At 57.0% G+C, this 19,050-nt stretch carries 25 protein-coding genes and 1 tRNA gene; 12 read left to right on the top strand and 14 right to left on the bottom strand.

The annotated features are described in order from the left end of the window. Positions 1 to 106: 106 nt before the first annotated feature. A tRNA-Thr gene (locus tag AC2FLA_RS13505) sits at positions 107 to 182 on the bottom strand. Positions 183 to 346: 164 nt separating this feature from the next. On the opposite strand from AC2FLA_RS13505, the gene AC2FLA_RS13500 reads away from it, so the two are divergent. Then, complete coding sequence (locus AC2FLA_RS13500; protein ID WP_496722791.1) at positions 347 to 1,243, top strand: hypothetical protein; 897 nt, start codon at positions 347 to 349, stop codon at positions 1,241 to 1,243. Between the two features lie 13 nt (positions 1,244 to 1,256). On the opposite strand, the gene AC2FLA_RS13495 is transcribed toward AC2FLA_RS13500, so the two are convergent. Then, positions 1,257 to 1,523, bottom strand: coding sequence for a DUF2312 domain-containing protein (locus AC2FLA_RS13495; protein ID WP_058272185.1), 267 nt, complete (start codon positions 1,521 to 1,523; stop codon positions 1,257 to 1,259). A 161-nt stretch (positions 1,524 to 1,684) separates the two neighbouring features. Here AC2FLA_RS13495 and AC2FLA_RS13490 point away from each other — a divergent pair, with 161 nt between their 5' ends. Then, the gene (locus tag AC2FLA_RS13490; RefSeq protein WP_170417849.1) at positions 1,685 to 1,903 is read left to right on the top strand and encodes a hypothetical protein; all 219 of its coding nucleotides are present in this window, start codon (positions 1,685 to 1,687) and stop codon (positions 1,901 to 1,903) included. A 9-nt stretch (positions 1,904 to 1,912) separates the two neighbouring features. Here AC2FLA_RS13490 and AC2FLA_RS13485 read toward each other — a convergent pair whose 3' ends face one another. Further along, positions 1,913 to 2,128, bottom strand: a complete 216-nt coding sequence (locus tag AC2FLA_RS13485; protein WP_058277021.1) for a hypothetical protein — start codon at positions 2,126 to 2,128, stop codon at positions 1,913 to 1,915. A 245-nt stretch (positions 2,129 to 2,373) separates the two neighbouring features. Between AC2FLA_RS13485 and AC2FLA_RS13480 the strand changes: the two genes are divergently transcribed. Genes AC2FLA_RS13480 through AC2FLA_RS13465 form a run of 4 tightly spaced genes read left to right on the top strand, consistent with a single transcriptional unit; the run spans position 2,374 to position 4,564 of the window. Beyond that, the gene (locus AC2FLA_RS13480; protein ID WP_496707100.1) at positions 2,374 to 3,237 is read left to right on the top strand and encodes an MBL fold metallo-hydrolase; all 864 of its coding nucleotides are present in this window, start codon (positions 2,374 to 2,376) and stop codon (positions 3,235 to 3,237) included. 32 nt (positions 3,238 to 3,269) lie between these two features. Continuing rightward, positions 3,270 to 3,692 (top strand): YeeE/YedE family protein, encoded by a 423-nt coding sequence (locus tag AC2FLA_RS13475; protein ID WP_058272188.1) that lies wholly within the window; start codon positions 3,270 to 3,272, stop codon positions 3,690 to 3,692. After that, positions 3,692 to 4,123, top strand: a complete 432-nt coding sequence (locus tag AC2FLA_RS13470; RefSeq protein WP_108861819.1) for a DUF6691 family protein — start codon at positions 3,692 to 3,694, stop codon at positions 4,121 to 4,123. Before AC2FLA_RS13475 ends, AC2FLA_RS13470 begins: the two co-directional genes overlap by 1 nt. 9 nt (positions 4,124 to 4,132) lie before the next feature. Continuing rightward, positions 4,133 to 4,564 (top strand): protein tyrosine phosphatase family protein, encoded by a 432-nt coding sequence (locus tag AC2FLA_RS13465; protein WP_108861797.1) that lies wholly within the window; start codon positions 4,133 to 4,135, stop codon positions 4,562 to 4,564. Positions 4,565 to 4,582: 18 nt separating this feature from the next. On the opposite strand, the gene AC2FLA_RS13460 is transcribed toward AC2FLA_RS13465, so the two are convergent. From AC2FLA_RS13460 to AC2FLA_RS13440, 5 genes are all read right to left on the bottom strand, one after another. Beyond that, positions 4,583 to 5,689 carry a FliM/FliN family flagellar motor C-terminal domain-containing protein gene (locus tag AC2FLA_RS13460; RefSeq protein WP_496722789.1) on the bottom strand — a complete coding sequence of 369 codons (1,107 nt, stop codon included), beginning with the start codon at positions 5,687 to 5,689 and terminating at the stop codon, positions 4,583 to 4,585. 77 nt (positions 5,690 to 5,766) lie between these two features. After that, positions 5,767 to 8,445 (bottom strand): ATP-binding protein, encoded by a 2,679-nt coding sequence (locus tag AC2FLA_RS13455; RefSeq protein WP_282169167.1) that lies wholly within the window; start codon positions 8,443 to 8,445, stop codon positions 5,767 to 5,769. Beyond that, a complete protein-coding gene (locus AC2FLA_RS13450) occupies positions 8,445 to 8,747 on the bottom strand; it encodes a hypothetical protein (RefSeq protein ID WP_496722787.1) in 303 nt (100 codons plus the stop codon). The genes AC2FLA_RS13455 and AC2FLA_RS13450 overlap by 1 nt, the downstream gene beginning before the upstream one ends. Beyond that, on the bottom strand, positions 8,744 to 9,124 hold the full coding sequence (locus AC2FLA_RS13445) for a response regulator transcription factor (protein WP_113788253.1): 381 nt from the start codon (positions 9,122 to 9,124) through the stop codon (positions 8,744 to 8,746). Before AC2FLA_RS13445 ends, AC2FLA_RS13450 begins: the two co-directional genes overlap by 4 nt. 76 nt (positions 9,125 to 9,200) lie before the next feature. Further along, positions 9,201 to 10,496: a helix-turn-helix domain-containing protein gene (locus AC2FLA_RS13440; RefSeq protein ID WP_496722785.1), complete on the bottom strand. Its 1,296-nt coding sequence runs from the start codon at positions 10,494 to 10,496 to the stop codon at positions 9,201 to 9,203. Positions 10,497 to 10,700: 204 nt separating this feature from the next. Between AC2FLA_RS13440 and AC2FLA_RS13435 the strand changes: the two genes are divergently transcribed. The 4 genes from AC2FLA_RS13435 (at position 10,701) to aat (ending at position 13,919) form a co-directional block, all read left to right on the top strand. Further along, entirely contained in the window at positions 10,701 to 11,237 is a 537-nt protein-coding gene (locus tag AC2FLA_RS13435; protein ID WP_058272193.1) for a LuxR C-terminal-related transcriptional regulator, read from the top strand. Positions 11,238 to 11,387: 150 nt separating this feature from the next. Continuing rightward, on the top strand, positions 11,388 to 11,879 hold the full coding sequence (gene accB / locus AC2FLA_RS13430; protein WP_058272194.1) for an acetyl-CoA carboxylase biotin carboxyl carrier protein: 492 nt from the start codon (positions 11,388 to 11,390) through the stop codon (positions 11,877 to 11,879). Positions 11,880 to 11,888: 9 nt separating this feature from the next. Next, positions 11,889 to 13,238 carry an acetyl-CoA carboxylase biotin carboxylase subunit gene (accC, locus tag AC2FLA_RS13425; protein WP_058277013.1) on the top strand — a complete coding sequence of 450 codons (1,350 nt, stop codon included), beginning with the start codon at positions 11,889 to 11,891 and terminating at the stop codon, positions 13,236 to 13,238. Positions 13,239 to 13,286: 48 nt separating this feature from the next. Continuing rightward, positions 13,287 to 13,919 (top strand): leucyl/phenylalanyl-tRNA--protein transferase, encoded by a 633-nt coding sequence (gene aat, locus AC2FLA_RS13420; protein WP_058277012.1) that lies wholly within the window; start codon positions 13,287 to 13,289, stop codon positions 13,917 to 13,919. On the opposite strand, the gene AC2FLA_RS13415 is transcribed toward aat, so the two are convergent. The 6 genes from AC2FLA_RS13415 to AC2FLA_RS13390 all read right to left on the bottom strand — a co-directional run bounded on the left by AC2FLA_RS13415 (position 13,874) and on the right by AC2FLA_RS13390 (position 17,638). Beyond that, entirely contained in the window at positions 13,874 to 14,242 is a 369-nt protein-coding gene (locus AC2FLA_RS13415; RefSeq protein WP_108861789.1) for a DUF2155 domain-containing protein, read from the bottom strand. The two genes, aat and AC2FLA_RS13415, sit on opposite strands and share 46 nt — an antisense overlap. Continuing rightward, on the bottom strand, positions 14,239 to 14,691 hold the full coding sequence (mlaD, locus tag AC2FLA_RS13410; protein ID WP_058272198.1) for an outer membrane lipid asymmetry maintenance protein MlaD: 453 nt from the start codon (positions 14,689 to 14,691) through the stop codon (positions 14,239 to 14,241). The genes AC2FLA_RS13415 and mlaD overlap by 4 nt, the downstream gene beginning before the upstream one ends. Before the next feature lie 13 nt (positions 14,692 to 14,704). Then, positions 14,705 to 15,088, bottom strand: a complete 384-nt coding sequence (locus AC2FLA_RS13405) for an NADH:ubiquinone oxidoreductase subunit NDUFA12 (protein ID WP_058272199.1) — start codon at positions 15,086 to 15,088, stop codon at positions 14,705 to 14,707. A 79-nt stretch (positions 15,089 to 15,167) separates the two neighbouring features. Then, positions 15,168 to 15,542, bottom strand: a complete 375-nt coding sequence (locus AC2FLA_RS13400) for a RidA family protein (RefSeq protein ID WP_058277008.1) — start codon at positions 15,540 to 15,542, stop codon at positions 15,168 to 15,170. A gap of 63 nt (positions 15,543 to 15,605) precedes the next feature. Continuing rightward, a complete protein-coding gene (clpX, locus tag AC2FLA_RS13395) occupies positions 15,606 to 16,871 on the bottom strand; it encodes an ATP-dependent Clp protease ATP-binding subunit ClpX (protein WP_058272201.1) in 1,266 nt (421 codons plus the stop codon). Between the two features lie 134 nt (positions 16,872 to 17,005). Then, positions 17,006 to 17,638 (bottom strand): ATP-dependent Clp protease proteolytic subunit, encoded by a 633-nt coding sequence (locus tag AC2FLA_RS13390; RefSeq protein ID WP_108861785.1) that lies wholly within the window; start codon positions 17,636 to 17,638, stop codon positions 17,006 to 17,008. Positions 17,639 to 17,982: 344 nt separating this feature from the next. Here AC2FLA_RS13390 and AC2FLA_RS13385 point away from each other — a divergent pair, with 344 nt between their 5' ends. After that, entirely contained in the window at positions 17,983 to 18,324 is a 342-nt protein-coding gene (locus tag AC2FLA_RS13385) for an ArsR/SmtB family transcription factor (protein WP_109313386.1), read from the top strand. Between the two features lie 214 nt (positions 18,325 to 18,538). Then, positions 18,539 to 18,676 carry an entericidin A/B family lipoprotein gene (locus tag AC2FLA_RS13380; protein WP_186437378.1) on the top strand — a complete coding sequence of 46 codons (138 nt, stop codon included), beginning with the start codon at positions 18,539 to 18,541 and terminating at the stop codon, positions 18,674 to 18,676. The last annotated feature ends 374 nt before the right edge of the window (positions 18,677 to 19,050 follow it).

Genomic DNA, 19,050 nt, shown 5'->3' with positions numbered 1-19,050 from the left:
CACAGATTCCCACGCAGCAACACGCTTTTTTATGCAGGGTGGTAGCTAGGTGGTTGCTGGAAAGAAAAAATGGGCTAACGACATCCCGCTAACCCATTGAAATCTCTGGTGCCCCCACACGGACTCGAACCGCGGACCTACTGATTACAAATCAGTTGCTCTACCAGCTGAGCTATAGGGGCGCTGGGTGTCGATTACTTTCTCTTTTAACGGACTGCAAGCCTCAATTTTCATCCAAACTTAGGGATTTTTGATTTTCCTTGTGATACGGCCAATCACCTTTAAGTGGGGGGTGTGGATTTGACTGTCCCTGGCACAGCCTGTAACTCGACAGGCAGGTTCAGGAATGCAAGGACAAGAACCAAACATGCAGGTTGCCATCCACGCAGGCGCGGCTTTTACCGATGAAGGGCGGCTGCTCAGGTCGTTGCAAGCCAATGGGGAAGTACTGGCCCAAAATGGCGTGGCTTTCTTTGGTCCTCGCCGTTACCGGCAAGTGTTCAAACCTGCATTTCAGGCCTTAAATACGCGCCCCCCATTACCGGACGAGATTGAAAGTATTCGAGGCAACCTGCCAATCCAACCAGAGGTAAAGCGCGCCATTTTCACCAGTGAAAACTTCATTGGCGAGAAAGACGTGGTAATTGCCGATGGGCAGTTCTATCCTTCTGCAGGCAAACGCTTATCTGTTCTGGAAGAGGCCTTTAGTAATTGTCAGTTGGAATTGTATCTGGCGCTCAGGAACCCCGGTAGTTTTATCCCGAAACACCTGATGTCTATACCGGAACAGGCGCGCGAGGACGTGATCCGCAACAATGATCTAAGCCACCTCAGCTGGGTTGAGATGATCGAAGATGTTCGCGACTTTGCCCCCGGGGTGCAGATTACCCTATGGTGCAATGAGGACATTCCGCTCTTGTGGGGGGACGTTGTGCGCAGCGTCGGCGGGCTTGCCGCGGAGGCTGCGATCAAAGATGAGTACGACCTGCTGATCTCGTTGCTAACCGAAGAAGGTCAATCACAAGCGCAGGCGATTCTGGACCAGGTTTCGACGCTTTCACAGGCTGAAACCCGAGACGTTCTTGCAGACATTCTGGCAAACCATGCTCAGCCGGACAAAATGGAAGAAGAACTGGACCTGCCCGGCTGGAGCGATGAGATCATCGACGCATTTTCCGAACTGTACGAGCAGGATCTGACCAAGTTGGAAACGATGGCCGGGGTGAAGGTCCTGAAACCCTAACCCCAGGCCCGGCTCACATGCCCAACGCTTCCTTATACATTTCAAGTACCGCCTCTTCTTCGGCGATATCGTCCTTGTCGCGTTTGCGCAGCGCGATGACCTTGCGCATCACTTTTGTGTCGTAACCGCGGGCTTTGGCTTCGGCCATGACCTCTTTCTGCTGCTCCGCCAAATCCTTTTTCTCGGCATCCAGGCGTTCGATCCGTTCCACGAACTGACGCAGCTCGCCCGCTGTCACACGGTAGTTGGCGGCGGCCTGATCTTCGGTCACGTCTTCCATATTCATCTCTCCAAAAGGCTGCGATCTGATGCATTAGCAACGGCAGTTAGCCGGATACATTGCCGCCGCGTGGGCTGCAAGCATCCAATCCTTGATGGGCTTGTGCGCGGTCGGTCGATCCGCTAAGCGCAAACAGGATTTGCGGAAAAATGTGGGGAACCATGTTCGAATTCATCACCTGGGGCGGTGCCGCCCTGTCACTTGCAGGCCTGCTGGGGCTGGTTTGGTGTATCCTGCGTGTGATGAAAGCGCGCAAATCCGGCCTGTCGGACGATGAATTGCGCGCCGCTGTTCAAAGCGTTCTGCCGTGGAATCTGGCTTCGCTTTTTCTTTCTGTGATTGGCCTGATGCTGGTGATCCTGGGAATCTCGTTCAGCTAATTCTTCGCCTCAGACCGGCATATTGTCGAACTGCGCCTCTATGGCATCTTCGCACAAAGCCGCATCCAGGTGACGCAGGCGCGATGGCACGTGCATGCCTTCCTGACGCATCCGATCAATCACTTTGGTTACACTGGGCTGAAGCGCAAGCCGGGTCTCAAAACAGGCATTCTGCAGCTTTTGCTCCAGGTGTTCGGCTTCGGAATACAAACTTTTTGCAGACATTTTATTCCTCCCAATTTCTATCACTGTCGCCGATATAGGTAACGGATTTAAGACCTGGTTATCGTGGCGAACAAACGCGCGGAAAACTGCCTGTCGCCCACCCGGTATCGGCAACCTAAGGCAGAATGATTAAATTCTAATCGGATTTGGATTAACTTGCCTTGACACGCATCAAATCAAAGAATGCCGGTTGCATCATATTCTGAAAAACATATATGATAAACTGCGCGCTGACGGAGAGCCAGATGACACCAATTGTGAAAGCGTTTTTCGACCCTGAAACCAATACGGTCTCATACCTTGTGCAGGAACTCGAAGGGACGGCCTGCGCAATCGTCGACAGCGTTCTGGACTTCGATCACGCCTCGGGCCGAACGAAGACCGACTCGGCGGATCAGATCGTCGCTTATGTTCGCGACAATGAGCTAAGGGTCGAGTGGATTCTGGAAAGCCATGTGCATGCCGACCACCTTTCGGCGGCACCCTATCTGCAACAGGAACTGGGCGGAAAGATCGGTATCGGTGAACAGATCGTAACGATCCAGGAAACCTTCGGGAAAATCTTCAATGAGGGGACTGAGTTTCAGCGCGACGGCAGTCAGTTCGATGCTTTGTTCCGCGATGGCGACAGCTTCCATGTTGGGCAGATGCGTGGCGATGTTTTCCACACGCCCGGCCATACGCCCGCCTGCATGACATATGTGATCGGAGACGCGGCATTTGTCGGTGACACGCTGTTCATGCCGGATTTCGGCACCGCGCGATGCGATTTTCCCGGTGGGTCTTCGGAAATGCTGTTCGAGTCGATCCAGAAGATCCTGGCCCTGCCGGATGAGACGCGCATCTTTGTTGGCCATGACTACAAAGCTCCGGGGCGTGATGAATTTGCCTGGGAGACCACTGTCGGAGAGCAAAAAGCCCTGAACGTCCATATCGGACAAGGCAAATCAATCGAGGAATTTGTCGAGATGCGTGATGCCCGCGATGCGACCCTGCCCATGCCGCGCCTGATCCTGCCGTCCCTGCAGGTCAATATGCGGGCCGGACAGATGCCGCCTGCGGACGAACAGGGCGACGTATTCCTGAAGGTGCCGATCAACAAGTTGTGACGCAGACCCATCAGGCGAACTGAGGATAACGAATGTACATTGAATGGATTTGGGGGCTTGCCGGTGGCCTGCTGATCGGCCTGGGCGCCGCAGTCTACCTTCTGGGCAATGGGCGCATTATGGGCGCCAGTGGGATTCTAGGCGGGCTGGTTGATGGCAGTGACCGCACGTTAGAACGCCTAAGCTTCATCGCAGGCGTCATCGCGACACCGCTTGTTTTGAGCCCCCTGCTCTCTTCTGCGCCCATGACACATCTGACCGACAATTTCGCAGTGATCGTCATCGCCGGCCTTTTGGTTGGCGCAGGAACGCGCATTGCCAATGGATGCACCTCGGGGCACGGGGTATGTGGTATTTCTCGATTCTCCGTCAGGGGCATCATCGCGACGTTGATCTATATCGGCGCAGGTGGGGCAACAATTGCCCTGATGCGCCATGTATGGGGGCTGATTTGATGCGGGTTCTCGTATCAATGCTGGCTGGATCTCTGTTTGGTGCCGGCCTTTTGATCTCGGGCATGACCGATACCACCAAGGTTCAGGGGTGGTTGGATGTGTTCGGGAACTGGGATCCCACCCTGGCATTTGTGATGGGCGGCGCGATCCTGCCGATGCTCATCGCGTGGAGAATGACGGCCCACCGCAGGCCGCTGACCGGTGGTCAGTTTCCTAAGATGAGCCCGCCCGAGTTGGACCGTCGCCTGATTATCGGTTCCGTGATGTTTGGCATGGGCTGGGGCTTGTCCGGGCTTTGTCCTGGACCTGCCATCGCGTCCATAACCTATGGCGGCCTTGGCGGCCTCGTGTTTCTGGCTGCGATGATCACAGGAATGTTTGCGGCGCCCGGGCTTGGTGCACAACTGGACAGATCCGCAAACGCGGCCTAAGCAATTGCCATGGAGATTCGACCAATAACCCCCCGCTATGCCGTCTCGCCCCAAATCACGGTCGAGGACGTCCCAGCCATCGCCGCAGCTGGTTTCGTTAAGGTCATCTGCAACCGTCCCAATACGGAAGTTCCACCAACCATGCAGTCGGATGCAATCGGACAGGCCGTCCGGGCAGCCGGGATGGAATATGAGGTTCTGGAACTGACCCACCAGACCATGACGCCCGGCAATGTTGCCCTGCAACGAGAATTGGCTGAAAGCTGCTCTGGCCCCGTCTTAGCCTATTGCGCGTCGGGCACGCGCTGCTCGGTGGTTTGGGCTTTGGGTCAGTGCGACCACATGAGCGCGGACGAGATCCTCGAGGCCACAACCAAGGCAGGTTACATGCTGGACAACCTACGCCCCGCGCTGGAGCATATGCGCGGTTCTGACGGCTAAGGACCTTTGGCGCTCAGGTCAGGTTGCATCGGGAACGTCGTCCAATCCTGTCAGACCTGCCAGCTGCGAAATCTCGGCCGCCATCTGATCCGGGCTTCCAAAGCCCAGATCGCCCTCCAATTCGTTCAATGCCACGGAACCTATTGGCACGACCTCATGCGCGGGATCGATTGGCATCGGATCTTTCAGAGTGTCCGGAACTGGCGCGCTGCTTCGCGCTTCCAGAAACTCGGGCATTTCAGCTTGCTCCAACGCCCCAGCCGAAGCACATTCGTTCAACCGTACTGCGCGCATTCCTCCGCATTGTCCCAAACGTCCAATTGCAGCCCGCGTTCGACCAATTGTCAGGATTTCCGCACGATCTAGCCGTGATCCGGTCAACGGTAGAACGTCCCCAACTGACAGCCCGGACAGGGTTACCAATGGCACTGACATCCTGCCGATCACCGTATTCAATTCGGCCCGGACAACCCCCGACGCTTGCTCAAGCTTCGGGCCGGCAGCAACTTGAATTTCATCATCGACCTCCTGCTCTGACGGTGTATCGGGCAACAGGACTGTGATCTGCCCCTGTCGCAGCCCACCGCCAAGTTCTACCGTCAGGTCAAACACGCGATATGCGTCTTCGACCATAGCCAACGACAATGAACGCAGATCCGCCATCCGCGCCCGGAATTCATAACCGGTAAGACTGGATTGATCGGCGGCTGTATCGACCAGCGCGACGGCCCTGGTCAAAGCGTCTTCGACCAGCGGCGCCACCATTGCTGCATCCGTATCTGTGTACTCCCGTGCTGTTGGCGGGTTCGGCATAACTTCACCAATTGTCTGCACTTGCACGATCGCTGACACGACCCCCATATCCACGCAAATCGCAGCGGACATCCCGTCCGCGTTGCCCAGGCGCAACAGCATCCAGTCCGCATCAACCACCTCAGCCAGCGTGTCCTGGGCTTTGAAAGACTGCCTTGCACCGATCACCGATAACGGCAGCTGGAACCGATCCCCTGCCGTTCGCGCAAAGGCCAGTCGAAGGGCACGAAGAACGGAACGCGGCTTTTCACCTTGCTCTTCTTGTCCCGCTGAAAGTTTGCGCGCCAAAGCTGTGCTGACAGACTGCGTCATGCCCGATACCGATTTGAGTTTCTGAACCTGGTATCCGGTCTAACCCGAGGCGGGTTACCAATGTCTTTATGCTCGTATCATTGCGCAGCTTGCCGGTGCGCCAGCGGAAGGCGGACCCGAAAGGCCGCGCCGCCCTGGCCGGGAAGATAACTGATCTCGCCGCCAAGACGCTGCATGATCTCGCGGCAGATCGCCAGACCCAGACCAGCGCCACCCGCCTTGTCCCCACCGACACGGGCAAACTTTTCGAACACCATCGATTGCGCTTCGGGCGGGATGCCACTGCCGTTATCGGTGAAATCAATGACGACTTGGCCCCCGACATCATGGGCCGAGATGGTCAGAACGGGTTCATCCGCGTCGCAGTATTTCTGCGCGTTCGAAATCAGATTGATAAAGACCTGCCCCAACCGATCGAGATCAGTGTTCAGCGGAATACGCTCGGACGACCGCGAGCGGCGAATCCTGAGTTTTGGATGTGACCCCGCCAATGCGCTGGAGACCGCCCGATCAAGGATCGAACCAAGGGTATCCCCACCCATATTCAGGCTCACACGACCACTTTCCAGAACGCTCAGGTCCAGCAAATCGTCCAGCAGGCGAGTCAGCCGTAGCGCCTCATCATGGATAATCGCGGCATAGCGCGTTTGCTCTTCGGCACTCAGACCGTCCGTATCGCGCATGATCTCGGAAAAGGCTCGGATTGAGGTCATCGGCGTCCGCAATTCATGGCTGACCTGACTAAGGAACCCGTCTTTTTGTTCCGAGATCTGCGTCAGCTTGGTATTCGCCTCCCGCAATTGGCGCGCGGTACGGCTGAGCTCGGCGGATTTGGCCTCAAGCTGGCTGGAATATTCCAACAGTTCCGCCGACTCGTCAGCCACCGCAAGCAAGTCCTCAACCGAAACGGACGATCCACCGACAATCTGCCCGATCATCGCATGGGCCGTGGCCGCGCCGACCGAGCCGCTGAGTTCACGTTCCAGTCTTTCCAAAAAACCCGGCGTGGGTTCCGGCAGGCTTGTCCGTCCACCCTGTGCTTCGGCCTCGTGCTGAAAGAACTCCTGCGCCGGGCCAGAGCCCAGAATGCGCTGTGTCATGATCATCAGGTCTTCGCTTTGCGCCACCGACCCGGTCCAACCAGCAGGTGAGACCGAGTGGTCAAAAACATTGACGAACTGCGCGCCCTGAAGACGCTCCAACGGGCTGGGAAAGCTCAACAATGACGCGGCGCAGAACGCAGCCGTATTCAATGCCAACGACCACATGACCGAGTGGACCATGGGGTCCATTCCTTCGATCCCGAAAAGGGCCCTTGGGCGCAGCCAGCCCCACCCGAAGGGACCGTTCTGCAACACCGAGTCGGGCATTATTGCCCCGCCCATCCCCGGTAGTAACAAGGTGTAAATCCACAGCACAAAACCAACCGTCAGCCCCACCAACGCCCCGGTTCGCGTGGCCCCGCGCCAGAACAACCCTCCTACCAGCGCTGGCAGGATCTGGGAAATGCCCGCGAAGGCCACCAGCCCGATCGACGCCAGTGCAGCCCCACCGCCCGACAAGCGGTAGTAATAGTAACCCAGCGCCATGATGACCGCGATGGACACGCGCCGCGCCATCAGCACCACGTTGCGCACATCACCCGAGACCGAACCCGCCCCCCCTTGCGTGCTTAGCCAGATCGGCATGACCAGATGGTTCGACACCATGGTCGACAGCGCCATTGCCGTCACGATGACCATAGACGTGGCCGAGGAAAACCCGCCGATAAACGACAGCATCGCCAGCCAGTCGTTCCCCTGCGACAAGGGCACCGTCAGCACGAACAAGTCGGGATTCGAGCCTTCGGGCATCAAATCCAAACCCACGACGGCGATGGGCACGACAAACAGGCTCATCAACAGCAGATATAACGGGAAAGCCCAGGCAGCGGTTCTCAGATGCCCCTCATCCGCATTTTCAACGACCATCACCTGAAACATCCGCGGTAAACAGATGAAAGCGGCAGCCGAGAGGAAGATGAAGGTCGTCCAACGTCCGGCATCCACATTCCATTGCCCGATTTCTGAGGCATCGATGCGATCCATCATCGGGCCGATCCCACCCGCAACCCCCCAAACCACGAAGACACCAACCGCAAGCAAGGCGAACAGTTTGACGACCGATTCCAACGCAATGGCGGTGACCACGCCGTGATGACGCTCATTCGCGTCCAGATTTCGAGTGCCAAATAGGATAGCAAATACCGCCAGGCCCGCAGCTACCCAAAACACACTGGAACCTTCTCGGTAGAGGCCCGAGGGATCAGCCTCGGCAAAGATGGAAAAAGACAGTGTAATGGATTGCAGCTGCAACGCTATGTACGGCGTTCCGCCCAAAACGGCCAGAATGGTCACGCAAATGGCCAGCGTGTTGGATTTTCCATATCGCGACGAAATCAAGTCTGCGATGGATGTTACCCGCTGGGTGCGTCCGACCCGCACGAGCTTGCGCAACCCCCACCACCAGCTGAGCATCACCAGCGTCGGCCCAAGGTAGATCGTGACAAACTCCAACCCGGACCGTGCAGCATTCCCAACGGCGCCGTAAAAGGTCCAGGCCGTGCAATAAATCGACAGCGACAAGGTATAAATCAGCGGAGACCGCAACCACGCCCCTCGGCCAGCGGCCGCCATCCGGTCAGCGGCAAAAGCCACCCCGAACAACAGAACGACATAGCCGAGGCAAACCAGGATCAGAACGTTTAGTGTGGCCATCAATCCGACTCTGCCTCGGCATCGTCACTTACAACCATTCGTCTGGCTGCAAATCCAAAGATCAGGCTGAATACGATCAGCAAAGCCCAGCACGTGAAGATATACAGAATTGCTGAAGACAGCGGCACACCATCTTCAGATGAGCCTTGGCTTGGCCACAGCAGGGGAATGGCAACAAGAGCGGCCCCCAGAATAGGCAATAAGCGCGCGGCATCCATCAACCTGCGGCGGCGATAGCTCTGACGCTCGAGAAATAGCGAAGGCCGGACCCCTTGGGGTTTACGATCTTCGCCCGTGTTCATGACCGCGTTGCCTGCGCGTGCAGGTCTCGCACCGCTGTCAGCACTTCGGCGTTGGAAAACGGTTTGGTCATAAAGCGGCTGACCCCGGCATTTTCAGCCATTTCCCGGTCGCGCGATTGCCCGCGCGCGGTCAGCATCAAAACGGGCAAATGCTGCATGCCCTCAAGCTCGCGCAGGTTGCGCAAAATCTCCATCCCGCTTTTGCCGGGCAGCATAACGTCCAGTATGACCAGATCAGGATTTGCGCCCTGGATGACTTCTATCGCATCCGACCCTTCTGCGTGCGTTTCAACGTGCCATCCCTCGCGGGTCAGCAAAAATCGAATGGCCTCAGCGATGTTGGGCTCATCCTCAATTAACAGAACCTTGCGGCTCATATGTTCCATCCCTCCCCATGACAGGTTCTGTCCGTGAACCTGTCGGCGTCAGCTTAAGCCTTCTGTCAGGAAACTGTCAAAAACCTTCGCTCAAAATCGACGGCTCGCGGCGCGATGCGCAGGCGTCATTCGGACAGACCCGGCAGCTTGGGCCGACCCGGGTCGCGGATTGCGCGCTCGGAGCCCCCTCGTCCACCGCTCGGACAAGCATGACTGAATGATAGGCGGGCGCATCGTCATATCCTGAAACCGCCTGCGGCCACGCGTAGGCATAGCAGTCGAACTCGGCCGCCGTTCGCCCCAATTGCACAACACGTTTGCGGATCGGAACCAATGGTCTGTTCAGCGCCTGAAAGATGGGCCAGAACGGGCAGGCTTCGCCAAAGCGTGGCATGGCGAAACCCGGCACGGATTTGCTGAACAGGATACTGCCCGACGCGTCACAGACCACAAGCCCGGTTGGCCGCCCCAGATATCCTTCGGGCAATGTCGCCAGCCGCCGCAGGACTGTCGGAATATCTACTGAAAACCGTGCCGCCAGAGCCAGCGGATCAGGCTCGGCCTCGGTCAGCGCCTTCTGGACGTCGTCCAGGGGCATGGCTCTGACATCTGCGGCGTAGGTATCCAGATATCCCTTGGTCACAGTCCGCGCTGCCGCCGATTCAATCGCGCTTAGGTCAATGTCCGCGCCGCTTCCGCCTGCTTCGATCTGCGGGAAATGGTGGCTGTTGGCTTGAAAAAAAGCCTCAGCATCCTCCGAGGGCACACCGCGACGGTCGTCGGCCGCGTCAGAATCATCCAAATATGCCACCAGAGACTTGGAACTGTCGGCCAGCCGTTCAGCATCCTGGTGCAGGTTACGGTGGAACCGATCGCGCCACTCGGGCTCGATTTCCTGCGTGTCGGCCAGAATCCCTGCCGTTGAACGAATGGCAGCGGCCGTTGACAGCACCTCGTGCATCGACGCGGCAAGATGTGGATCATGCGTCAGTCGGTCGGACAGAGTTTCAACCGTGCGCTCAAGTGAGACGACCCGGCGATGCATCTGCGCCAGAACTCCGGCCCACCCGGGAAACCGGCCTGCGAACTCTTCCAGCGCATCCACTTCGGCCTGCTGTCCAACCGCATCTGCGGCAGCCTCGCGCAGCGCCGAAATCAGCGTAGCCTCAATCCCTTGGGTGAGCAGCGAAGGCTCAACAGACAGCGCATTGGCGATATCCACCAGCAGCTTGCCCCCGATCCGGCGGCGATTGTGTTCGATCAAATTCAAGTAAGACGCCGAGATCCCAACTTGACGCGCAAGCTCGGCCTGCCGCAGACCTGAGATTTGTCGTCGCTCGCGAATGCGGCTACCCGTCAGCGTGTCGCGCATGTTCCATCACCCAATTTGATCCATTCTTTTCAAAACTCCTATTAAATTTCTAGAACTTAAAGGCCAATTTTCATAGCCCATTTACAGCATTCACAACTGTGATTATGGATGGCCCTTGCCTTCCACCCCACCAATCTGTGCCCAATCTGCCAAATCTGAATCCACCCTCTTCTAATTTTCCCGAATTCCTTGCACGATAGCCGGATGAGCGACCCAGCTTTCGAATATGCCCCTATCGGATTGGTCGAGTTGGAAAACCGCATCATCCGACGCTGCAATCTGCAATTCGCCCGCACCTTTGGCGGCGAGGAAGCAGAGTATCGCAATATGCCTCTGCTGCACCTCTACCCCTCGGTCGCGGATTGGGAGAGGATTGGACAGCGCGGCCTGAAAGCGATGCAGGACACAGGATATTATACCGACGAACGGGTCATGCGCCGACGCGACGGGGACTTGTTCTGGTGCCGTGCACGCGGACGATCCCTGACACCGGACGACCCGTTTCGCCATGGCATCTGGAGCTTTTCCGACATCTCAGAAGACCGCCCGCTGGTCGAACTGACAACCCGCGAACGCGAAGTTGCGATCATGTCCTGCCGTGGCCTGTCCGCCAAGGAAATCGGCGTCGAGCTGGGGCTGAGCTATCGCACAATCGAGGCTTACCGCGCCCGTTTGCTAGAGAAGTTCGGCGCACGCAAACTACCGGAACTTGTGGCAAAACTCTCAGGCATGCCCCTCTAATCCGTTTCCCCCTCGAAATATTGGGCAAAACCCCCATCTGACATGCCGAGACTGCGCTTTTCATGACCGTGCGCATAGCTTATAACGCTGCGTAATCAGACCAAAGCCCGCGAGAACAGACGGGCCAAAGGGGAACCGTCGAGGACACTCATGACAGATACCAAACACGAAGCGGATGTGGCATTCATCAAGGCACTGGCCGAACTGCTGCGCGAAAATGACCTTACCGAACTGGAAGTCATGCGCGAATATGGTGACGACGACAGTTTGAATGTCCGCGTCAGCCGTATGTCGCAGGTCGCGCCCGCCCCTGTTCAGATGGCCGTACCGGCAGCGGCACCAGCACCCGTGGCAGCAGCCGCTGCACCTGTCGAAGCCCCAGCGGCACAGGAAGATCCGGCCAGCCACCCGGGCGCTGTCACCTCGCCCATGGTAGGAACCGTTTATATGCAGCCCGAACCGGGCGCACCTTCCTTCATCAGCGTGGGCGCATCGGTGTCCGAAGGCGATACTCTGCTGATCGTCGAAGCGATGAAAACCATGAACCACATTCACGCGCCCAAATCCGGAACCATCAAACGCATTCTGGTCGGTGACGGTGATGCGGTGGAATTCGGCACCCCTCTGGTCATCGTTGAGTAAGGCGGTCCCATGTTCGACAAGATCCTGATTGCCAACCGAGGCGAGATCGCCCTGCGGGTCATCCGCGCTGCCCGCGAGATGGGGATTAAGACGGTCGCCGTCCACTCCACCGCCGATAGCGACGCGATGCATGTGCGCATGGCGGACGAATCGGTCTGCATCGGCCCTCCGCCCAGCCCGCAAAGCTACTTGTCGGTGCCCGCGATCATCTCGGCCTGTGAAATCACTGGCGCACAGGCGATCCACCCCGGCTATGGCTTCCTGTCCGAGAATGCCGAATTCGTGCAGATCGTCGAAGACCACGGCATCACCTTTATCGGCCCCACCGCCGAGCACATCCGCGTCATGGGCGACAAGATCACCGCCAAGGACACGATGAAGGCGCTGGGTGTGCCTTGTGTTCCGGGTTCGGACGGCGGCGTGCCAGATCTGGAAACCGCCAAGAAAATCGGCGAGGAATTTGGTTATCCCGTCATCATCAAAGCCACCGCTGGCGGCGGCGGTCGCGGTATGAAAGTCGCGATGAGCGCGGATGAGATGGAAAGCGCATTTATGACCGCACGTGCCGAGGGCAAAGCCGCCTTTGGCAATGACGAGGTCTATATCGAGAAATACCTGACCACGCCCCGCCATATCGAGATCCAGGTCTTTGGAGACGGCAAGGGCAAGGCTGTGCATCTGGGCGAACGCGACTGCTCGCTGCAGCGCCGCCACCAGAAAGTGTTTGAAGAGGCACCCGGCCCCAGCATCACCCCGGAAGAACGCGCCAAGATCGGTAAAGTCTGCGCGGACGCTGTGGCCAAGATCAACTATATCGGTGCCGGAACCATCGAGTTCTTGTATGAGAATGGCGAGTTCTACTTCATCGAGATGAACACCCGCCTGCAGGTAGAACACCCAGTGACCGAGGGCATCTTTGGTGTCGATCTGGTGCGCGAACAAATTCTCGTCGCAGCTGGCGAACCGATGTCGTTTGGTCAGGACGATCTTGTGATCAACGGCCACGCCATCGAGGTCCGGATCAATGCAGAAAAGCTGCCGAACTTCTCACCCTGCCCGGGTAGGATCTCGGCCTTTCATGCCCCCGGCGGTCTGGGTGTGCGGATGGATTCGGCGCTGTATGATGGGTATTCGATTCCACCATATTACGACTCGCTGATTGCCAAGTTGATCGTACATGGCCGCGACCGAGCCGAGGCGCTGGCACGACTAGATCGCGCATTGGGCGAACTGATCGTGGACGGTATCGATACAACCGTGCCGCTGTTCCATGCGTTGCTGCAAGAGCCGGAAATCCACAACGGTGATTACAACATTCACTGGCTGGAACACTGGCTTGCGGCGAATATGGCCCAATAAAACCAAGGGACCAGAGGGCACTTGCGCTCTGGTCCCCGGGTATCGCGCATGAGCCTGACCCCTGAACTTTTGCTACACGGCTATTCCATTGGAATTTTCCCGATGGCCGAACACCGCGATGACCCGGAACTGTTTTGGGTCGATCCCAAGTTTCGTGGCGTTTTTCCGTTAGATGGCTTTCATATCTCGCGCAGCCTCGCACGCCGCATTCGAAAGTCCGGCTTTTCCATCAGCATCAACCGCGATTTTGCCGGAGTGGTCGATGGCTGCGCTGATCGGGCAGACACCTGGATCAATGCAGAATTGCGCCACCTTTATCAGCAACTCCACCTCGCGGGCCGGGCCCATTCGCTGGAGGTCTGGGATGAGGACGCACTGGTCGGCGGCGTTTATGGCGTTACGCTGGGTGCGGCGTTTTTCGGCGAAAGCATGTTTTCCCGTCGAAAGGATGCCTCGAAAATAGCGCTGGCCTATCTCGTGGATCGCTTGCGCCAAACCGGGTTTCGCTTGTTTGACACCCAGTTTCTGACCGCTCATCTGGCGTCTCTGGGAGCGATCGAGATTCCGCGCACGCAATATCGGAACACGCTTGAAGAGGCGATCAATGCCAGTGCAGATTTCGTGGCAGCAGTGCCTCAGTCGCCCGATGCAGTGATACAGCGCATCACCCAGACGTCATAACGCGCATGGTCCAGCGCGTTCAATGCGGGCGACGTGGCAATCATCCAACCGTCAAACAGTTGATCTGTCCTGCCTTTTTCCCAGATCGTCAGATAGGCAAACGCATCACCGGTTGGGTTGTCCGCTGGATAGCGACAATCGCCCAAGGCCACATCCAACCCAAAAACCGGCAGTGTCTGACCATTCCGCATTTCAACATCGACGGTCTGACCGCTGACCTTGTCCAAACCACGCAGCATTGCGCCAGGACCGGATTGGGCTTTTTGCTGGGCCGTGGCACCCGTCGCGACCAGCAACGCTGCAATCAAGGCAAATCGCTTCATTCGCTTCCGTCCCCGGCGACAAACTTGACCAGCAGGGAAATCAGACTGACGGCACCTTGCGTATCTTCGACCTGATCGCCCGCTTCAAAGTAGAACGGCGAACCACCCGGCATAACCTCGACAAAGTTGCCGCCCAGCAGCCCTTCGGATGAGATGACAATCGCGCTGTCGTCCGGCACCAGAATTCCGTCAGAGATCGAGAAGGTGGTATCGGCGCGATAGGTTTCGGGATTCAGGTCTACACCGGTTACAGTGCCAATCTTGACCCCAGCAAGGCGTACGTCGGTGCCGACGCCTACCCCTTCCAAGGAACGGAAAGAGGCGCCCAGTTCATAGCCGCCACTGCTTTGCGACAGGCCGGTGGATTGGCTGGCGTAAACGCCAAATGCGACGGCACAGGCTAAGACGACCCCACCGACCAGAACTTCGGTTGCATTATAACTCGACATTGCTCGCCTCGTGTTATTCCGGGCTCCAGGCCTCGTAGTCCTTACGCTCGACCGGGTCCGGGCGGCGCAAAGAACCTGCTGGCGCATAGGCCAAAGCAGAGCCTGTCAGGTTTTCCTGATGCGGTTTTTCCCAGGATTTGTGTTTCAGCGGTTTGTCCGTCGGCGGCTCATCCCAGGTGCGGTGCAGCCAGCCATGCCAATCCGGATCAACCCGGCTCGCCTCAGCCTCACCATTGAAAATCACCCAACGTCTACTGTCGTCAGCATTGTGGTAAAACACGTTGCCTTCGTCGTCTTCACCGACCTTGATACCCTTACGCGATGTGTAAATCTGCGTGTTCAATGTGGATCCGTTCCACCAGGTCACGGCCCGCAAAAGACTGTTCAGGATTCCCATCAGTTGCCTCCGGCATTTCTGTACCCGCAGATATGGACCAAAGGCGTCCCAAGGTCCAGTGTCACGAGAACCGCACGCCTTATTTCGGCAGAACCGCGGTCACTTCAATCTCGATACGGTCTTTTGGCGTTATGAGATTGCATTCGACAACTGTCGCTGCAGGTGGGTTGTCACCAAATGCGTCAACCAACAACGGCCAGCAAAGTTCAAACTCATTCATGTCCGGCAAATAGTAATTGACCCGAACCACGTCCGCAAAACCGGCTCCTGCCTCGGCCAGCGCTTTTCCAATAGCCTCCAGGGACGATTTGCACTGTGCCACGATATCATCGGGCACGTCATCACCTTGGGCACAGGTTCCGGCCACGAAGACGAAGCCATTTGCAACCACAGCGCGACAATAGCCAACCTTGGCCTCGAATTCTCCGCCAGATGAAATGCGCCTGATTTTCATGCTTCCCTCCAAATGAAAACGGCGCGGTCAATGCCGCGCCGTCTTGGTAATTCTTGTTGTGCCTTATCCTGCCGAAGCTGATTCCGCGGCATCCGCGTAGATGATCAGGGGCTGCTTGTCAGACGACACCGCCTCTTCGTTCACCACCACTTCGGTTACGTTCTTCATGCCCGGAAGTTCGAACATGGTGTCCAGAAGGATATCTTCGAGGATCGAGCGCAACCCGCGCGCGCCGGTTTTGCGTTCAATGGCCTTCTTGGCGATCGACTTGAGCGCATCATCGGTAAAGGCCAGCTCCGCATCTTCCAGTTCGAACAGACGCTGATACTGCTTGACCAGAGCGTTCTTGGGCTTTGTCAGGATGGTCACCAGTGCATCTTCGTCCAGATCTTCCAGCGTAGCCAGAACCGGCAGACGTCCAACGAATTCCGGAATAAGGCCGAACCGCAAAAGATCCTCGGGCTCGAGATCCTTGAAAATCTCCCCCACGCCGCGTTCATCATTGTCTCGTACGTCCGCGCCAAAGCCCATGGCCGAGCCTTTACCGCGCTGTGCGATGATCTTATCCAAACCTGCAAAAGCACCACCGCAGATGAACAGAATGTTCGTGGTGTCCACTTGCAGGAATTCCTGCTGCGGATGCTTGCGCCCGCCTTGCGGCGGCACACTGGCCACGGTGCCTTCCATCAGCTTAAGCAGCGCCTGCTGCACACCTTCACCCGATACATCGCGCGTGATGGATGGGTTTTCGGATTTGCGCGTGATTTTATCGACCTCGTCGATATAGACGATGCCGCGCTGCGCGCGTTCAACATTGTATTCGCTGGACTGCAGCAGCTTGAGAATGATGTTTTCAACATCCTCACCCACATACCCGGCTTCGGTCAGTGTAGTTGCGTCTGCCATGGTGAACGGCACGTCCAGAATACGCGCCAGCGTCTGCGCCAGCAGCGTCTTACCGCAGCCGGTTGGGCCGATCAGCAGAATGTTGGACTTGGCCAGCTCAATATCGCTGCCGGCCTTTTGGGCGTGGTTCAGACGCTTGTAGTGGTTGTGCACAGCAACCGACAGAACCCGCTTGGCGGTGGCCTGACCGATAACGTAATCGTCCAGCACCTCACAAATGTCTTTGGGCGTCGGAACGCCATCGCTGGACTTCAGGCCGCTGGCCTTCGTCTCTTCGCGGATGATGTCCATACACAGTTCGACGCATTCATCGCAGATGAAAACGGTCGGGCCGGCAATCAACTTGCGCACCTCATGCTGGCTCTTGCCGCAGAAGCTGCAGTAGAGCGTGTTTTTGCCGTCACCGCCTGAATTCGTCGCCATGTTCTACCTTTCGGGCTTCGTCCCTGCGGTCCGTGTCGGACCGCGCATGCCACATGTTGGTGCAGCTTAGGCCACCACCGGGGCGGCTACAATCTCAAAAATGGCCCCCACGCCTGGGACGTGGGGAGATATTCTTAGGCCTCGTCACCGTCCATTTTGGCGCGATTTTCGACGATTTCGTCGATGTGACCCCAGTCTTTCGCCTCTTCCGGGCTCATGAAATTGTCACGGTCCAGCGCTTTTTCAACCGCCTTTTTGGTCTGACCTGTATGACGCACGTATATGTCATAAAGGCGATCCTTCAGCTTTTGCGTCTCGGCCGCGTGAATCATGATGTCGCTGGCCTGGCCCTGATAGCCACCGCTGGGCTGGTGCACCATGATCCGGCTGTTGGGCAGCGAGAAACGCATTCCCTTCTCGCCACCGGCCAGCAAAACCGACCCCATCGAGGCTGCCTGACCGATTACCAATGTCGAACATTTGGGCTTGATATACTGCATTGTATCGTAAATCGACAAACCGCTGGTAACCACGCCGCCAGGCGAATTGATGTAGATCGAGATTTCTTTGTTTGGATTTTCGGCCTCGAGATGCAGCAATTGCGCGACGATCAGGTGGCTCATCCCGTCGTGGATCGGACCGTTGATGAAAATGATCCGCTCTTTCAGAAGGCGCGAGAAAATATCATACGCGCGTTCACCCCGGCTGGTCTGCTCGACGACCATGGGAACGAGCGTATTCATATAGGTGTCAACGGGATCGAACATGAGAACCTGCCTGTTTTGCTATGGATCGGGACATTACCCGAAGAAACGTTACCCGAGTCTTAGTGTCGGCACGGGGGGGCTGCAAGGGGGGCTCAACAGATCGCACTCCAACCGTCCAAAATAGGTGGATAGTCTGATGTCGAACGCACCGAGGCCGCCGATGTCAATGCGCGGTTTGATGCTCTAAACAATAAGTTCCCCTTTTCCCATCACGGCATTTTGATCCATGCATATGGAAATTCATGCACAGAACGTGTAGCAATGCGAACCGCTTTAGCGAACCACTCACAAAAGTGCCCACTCACAAAAGTGCCCCCACACCAGGGCCCAAAAGGAAAACAGCAATGGCATTGCCTCAGATTTCACAGAATATGACGTCTGACGATTTCGACCGGATGGCGGGAAATGCGACCCGCGCATCGAATTTCCTCAAGGCGATCAGTCACGAAGGCCGATTGATGATCTTGTGCCATCTAGTCTCTGGCGAAAAATCCGTGACCGAGCTTGAGGATCTACTGTCCGCACGACAGGCTGCTGTTTCGCAGCAGCTGTCCCGCCTTCGTCTGGAAGGCCTTGTGATTCCCCGACGCGAAGGCAAAGCAATTTACTACCGTCTTGCTGATGACAGACCGCGCCGTATGCTTGAAGTGGTGTACGAGCTGTTCTGCGCGGGCGATAAGGACTGATTTCGTTCATCTTTCCACCGCACCCGACGCGCAAGTCCAATCTTTTCGATCGGAACGATCCGTCGTCGGTGCGGCCACGCCCCACCTTCACAATCCATGCGGTCAATTGGCTCGGCAGCTTCGTGTTTCTACGCCCGGTGCAAGCACGGTAAAATACTGGTTCCAGCAAATAAAAGCTGCTACGCCATGTATAGAAAATCAAATGGAGGTACTGATGATCCGAGCAATTCTAGTAGGGCTGGCAGTGTTTACCCTTGCAGCGTGCGAGACGACCAAGGGTGCAGGCAAAGATATCGAAAAAGCAGGCGATGCCATCCAGGAAGCCGCGACTGACGTTCAGCAAAATATCTGACGCAATTCAGGATGTTGTGAAGGCGCAACTTCCACATACAAGATATGGTTGAAGATTGCAGCCAACCAAGGTACACTCCTTGGCACAGGTGCATAGACGCGGCATTGCATATCTGACACTTCGGGGTTCTTGTGCATCCACAAGAACCCCGTTCCCGTTTTGCGGGGGGGGCAGAGTGGTAGCCTGGATAGACCTGAGAAAAGGAAAAGGCGTCAGGTGCGCAGACGCGGTCCATGCATGTACCCTCACGGATACTCCTGACGCCTTGCCGGGTCGATGCATCCGAGGGACGCCCCGATCCAGTTGCCCTGACCCTGTTACAGGCCACGGCCGCTGCTCGGCATCCTAAGATGCTTTGCAGCACGCATCGACCT

The sequence above is a fragment of the Ruegeria sp. CDSA033 genome, assembly GCF_059612305.1.
The sequence above is the reverse complement of the archived record's forward strand: the minus strand, read 5'-3'. Positions and strand labels throughout refer to the sequence as shown.